Origin of the sequence: Burkholderia sp. Se-20378, assembly GCF_017104665.1 — a bacterium.
GTDB lineage: Bacteria > Pseudomonadota > Gammaproteobacteria > Burkholderiales > Burkholderiaceae > Burkholderia > Burkholderia lata.
In genome coordinates, this window is the sequence record NZ_JAAGPG010000694.1 from 1 (window position 1) to 3,696 (window position 3,696).

General features: G+C 70.7%; 2 protein-coding genes. Both read right to left on the reverse strand.

The genetic code is table 11. The features are described 5' to 3' along the window. Positions 1-1,898: glycogen debranching protein GlgX (glgX, locus tag G3N93_RS36235; protein WP_206135164.1), on the reverse strand; the 1,898-nt coding region annotated here is incomplete at its 3' end. A gap of 32 nt (positions 1,899-1,930) precedes the next feature. Further along, on the reverse strand, positions 1,931-3,696 hold a 1,766-nt coding region (gene glgB / locus G3N93_RS36240; RefSeq protein WP_206135165.1), incomplete at its 5' end, for a 1,4-alpha-glucan branching protein GlgB.

Below are 3,696 nucleotides of genomic sequence, written 5' to 3' on the forward strand. Positions count from 1 at the left end.
CCCGTGCCGACGCGCCGCATCGTCAGCGCGCGGCGCTCGCGGTCCTGCCACGCGGGCACGGTCATTGCGTCGCCACGCTCGTCGAACCAGTCGATCTCGGCCATGCCCGGCGCGGCGTCGCGGTCGCCCGACGGATAGCGCGGCGTGGACATCACCGGATACATGCGCCGCAGCGCGGCGAGCCGCGACACGAAGCGCATCAGCGTGACCGCTTCGTCGCTGCGCGCCAGATCCCAGTCGAGCCACGACAGCTCGTTGTCCTGGCAGTACGCGTTGTTGTTGCCGTGCTGGGTGCGGCCGAACTCGTCGCCGGCCACCAGCATCGGCGTGCCGAGCGCGGTAAACAGCGTCGCGAGCATCGAGCGGGCGACGCGCGCGCGCACGGCGCGGATCGCCGCATCGTCGCTCGGCCCTTCGGCGCCCCAGTTCGCGCTGCAGTTGTCGTCACGGCCGTCGCGGTTGTCCTCGCCGTTCGCGGCGTTGTGTTTCGCCGAATACGACACGAGATCGGCGAGCGTGAAGCCGTCGTGCGCGGTGACGAAATTGACCGACGCCCACGTGTGGCGCCGCTGGTGGTTGAACAGGTCGGCCGACCCGGCGAGGCGCGCGGCCAGCTCCGGCCGCTGGCCCGCGTCGCCGCGCCAGAAGCGCCGCACGGTGTCGCGAAAGCGGTCGTTCCACTCGGCGAAACCGGGCGGGTGGCGGCCGAGCTGGTAGCCGCCGGGGCCGAGATCCCACGGCTCGGTGATCAGCTTGCGCTGTGCGAGCACCGGGTCCTGCCGCAACGCGTCGAAAAAACCCGCGCCGGGATCGAAGCCGTGTTCCTCGCGACCGAGCGTCACGCCGAGGTCGAAACGGAAGCCGTCGACGTTGAACGCGGTGGCCCAGTAGCGCAGCGAATCCATCACCATCTGCACGACGCGTGGATGCGACAGGTTCAGCGTGTTGCCGCAGCCCGTCTCGTCGACATGAAAGCGGCGGTCGTCCGGCATCAGCCGGTAGTAGCTCGCGTTGTCGAGGCCGCGCCACGACAGCGTCGGGCCGAGCTCGTTGCCTTCGCACGTATGGTTGTAGACGACGTCCAGCACGACCTCGATGCCGGCCGCATGCAGCTGGCGGATCGCGATGCGCATCTCGTCGAGCCGCCGCGTCGCGAGATACGCGGGTTCCGGCGCGAAGAACGCGGCCGTGTCGTAGCCCCAGTAGTTGCGCAGCCCGCGGTTCACGAGCGCGCGCTGCTGCAGGAACGCGTGGACGGGCAGCAGCTCGACCGTCGTCACGCCGATCGACAGCAGGTGGTCGATGAACGCCGGATGCGCGAACGCCGCGAACGTGCCGCGTTCGGGCGGGCGCAACCCGGCGCGGCGCATCGACGCACCGCGCACGTGGGTTTCGTAGATCACCGTGTTGCGCCACGACACGCGCGGGCGCCGGTCGTTGCGCCAGTCGAACGCCTCGTCGACCACCACGCACTTCGGCATCGCGGGCGCCGAGTCGCGGCGGTCCATCGACAGGTCCGCGCGGCTCGAATGCACGCGATAGCCGAACAGCGCATCCGACCAGCGGAACTGGCCGACCAGCTTGCGCGCGTACGGGTCGAGCAGCAGCTTGGTCGGGTTGAAGCGATGGCCGTGCTGCGGCTGGTACGGGCCGTCCGCGCGAAACCCGTACACGGTGCCCGGATGCGCGTTGGGCAGGTAGCCGTGCCACACCTCGTCGGTGCATTCGGGCAGGTCGAGGCGCGCGAGCTCCTTGCGGCCGGTCGGATCGAACACGCACAGCTGGATGCGCTGCGCATGCGCGGAAAATACCGCGAAGTTGGTCCCGAGGCCGTCCCAGGTCGCGCCGAGCGGGTAGCTTCGGCCGGATTCGAGACGGGCGGGCAGGGCGGTCGGCATGGGGCGGATCTCCGTGTCGAGGGCGCGGGAAATCAGGCGGGCGTGAGCCACAGCGTTGCGAGCGGCGGCAGGCGCAGCAGCGTCGACCACGCCTCGCCGTGCGCGGGCACGGCCTCGGCCCACACGGCGCCGTCGTTGCCGGCGTTGGTGCCGCCGTACGGCGCGGCATCGGTGTTCATCAGTTCGCGCCACTGCCCGGGCGCGGGCAGGCCGACGCGGTAGCTGGCGCGCGGCACCGGCGTGAAGTTGCAGACGGCGACCACCCGATGCCCGGCCTCGTCGCGGCGCGCGAACGCGAACACGCTGTTGTCGCGGTCGTCGCCGATCAGCCAGGAGAAGCCGGCTGCATGACAGTCGAGCGCATGCAGCGCCGGCTCGGCCGCATATGTGCGGTTCAGGTCACGCACGAGCCGCTGCACGCCGCGATGCGCGGGCGCATCGAGCAGGTCCCAGTGCGGCGTCGCGTCGTGCGCGAACTCGGCCCATTGCGCGAATTCGCTGCCCATGAACAGCAGCTTCTTGCCGGGGTGCGCCCACATGAAGCCGAAGTACGCGCGCAGCGTCGCGAGCCGCTGCCACGCGTCGCCCGGCATCTTCGCGACGAGCGAGCCCTTGCCGTGCACGACCTCGTCGTGCGACAGCGGCAGCACGAAGCGCTCGGAGAACGCGTACACGAGCCCGAACGTCATCCGGTCGTGGTGATAGCGGCGGTGCACCGGGTCTTCGCGCACGTACGCGAGCGTGTCGTGCATCCAGCCCATGTTCCACTTGAAGTCGAAGCCGAGCCCGCCGTCGCCGGTGGGCGCGGTGACGCCCGGCCACGCGGTCGATTCCTCCGCGACGGTGACGACGCCGGCCGGCGCGGCCGCACCGTGCAGCGTGTCGTTCAGCATGCGCAGGAACGCGACCGATTCGAGGTTCTCGCGCCCGCCGTGCACGTTCGGCACCCATTCGCCTTCCGCGCGCGAATAGTCGCGGTACAGCATCGACGCGACCGCGTCGACGCGGATGCCGTCGACGTGATACCGGCGCGCCCACGCGAGCGCCGACGCGGCGAGGAACGCGCCGACTTCCGTGCGCCCGACGTTGAACACGCAGGTGTGCCAGTCGGGATGCAGCCCTTCGCGCGGGTCGGCGTGCTCGTACAGCGCCGTGCCGTCGAACTGCGCGAGCCCATGCGGATCGTCGGGGAAATGCGCGGGCACCCAGTCGACGAGCACGCCGATGCCGGCCGCATGCGCGCGGTCGACGAAGCGGGCGAAGCCGTCAACGGGGCCGAAGCGCGCGGACGGCGCGAACTGCGCGAGCGGCTGGTAGCCCCACGAGCCGCCGAACGGATACTCGGCGATCGGCATGAACTCGACGTGCGTGAAGCCCATTCCCTGCACGTACGGAATCAGCCGCTCGGCGAGTTCGTCCCAGGTCGCGCTGCGGTTCATCTCCTCGGGCACGCGTTGCCACGATTCCGCATGCACCTCGTAGATCGACCATGGCACGCGGTAGCGGTCGACGCGCGGTCGCGCGTGCATCCAGCCTTCGTCGTGCCACGCGAACGTGTCGAGCGCCGCGACGTCGGCGACCACGGATGCCGTGCGTGGCGGCGCTTCCGTTGCACGTGCGCACGGATCGGACTTGTGCGGCAGCACGCGCCCGTCGGCCGCGCGCAGCTCGTACTTGTAGCACTCGCCGGCGCCGATGCCCGGCACGAACAGCTCCCACACGCCCGACGGACGCCGCAGCCGCATCGGGTGCCGGCGGCCGTCCCATCCGTTGAAATCGCCGACCACCGACACGCGTT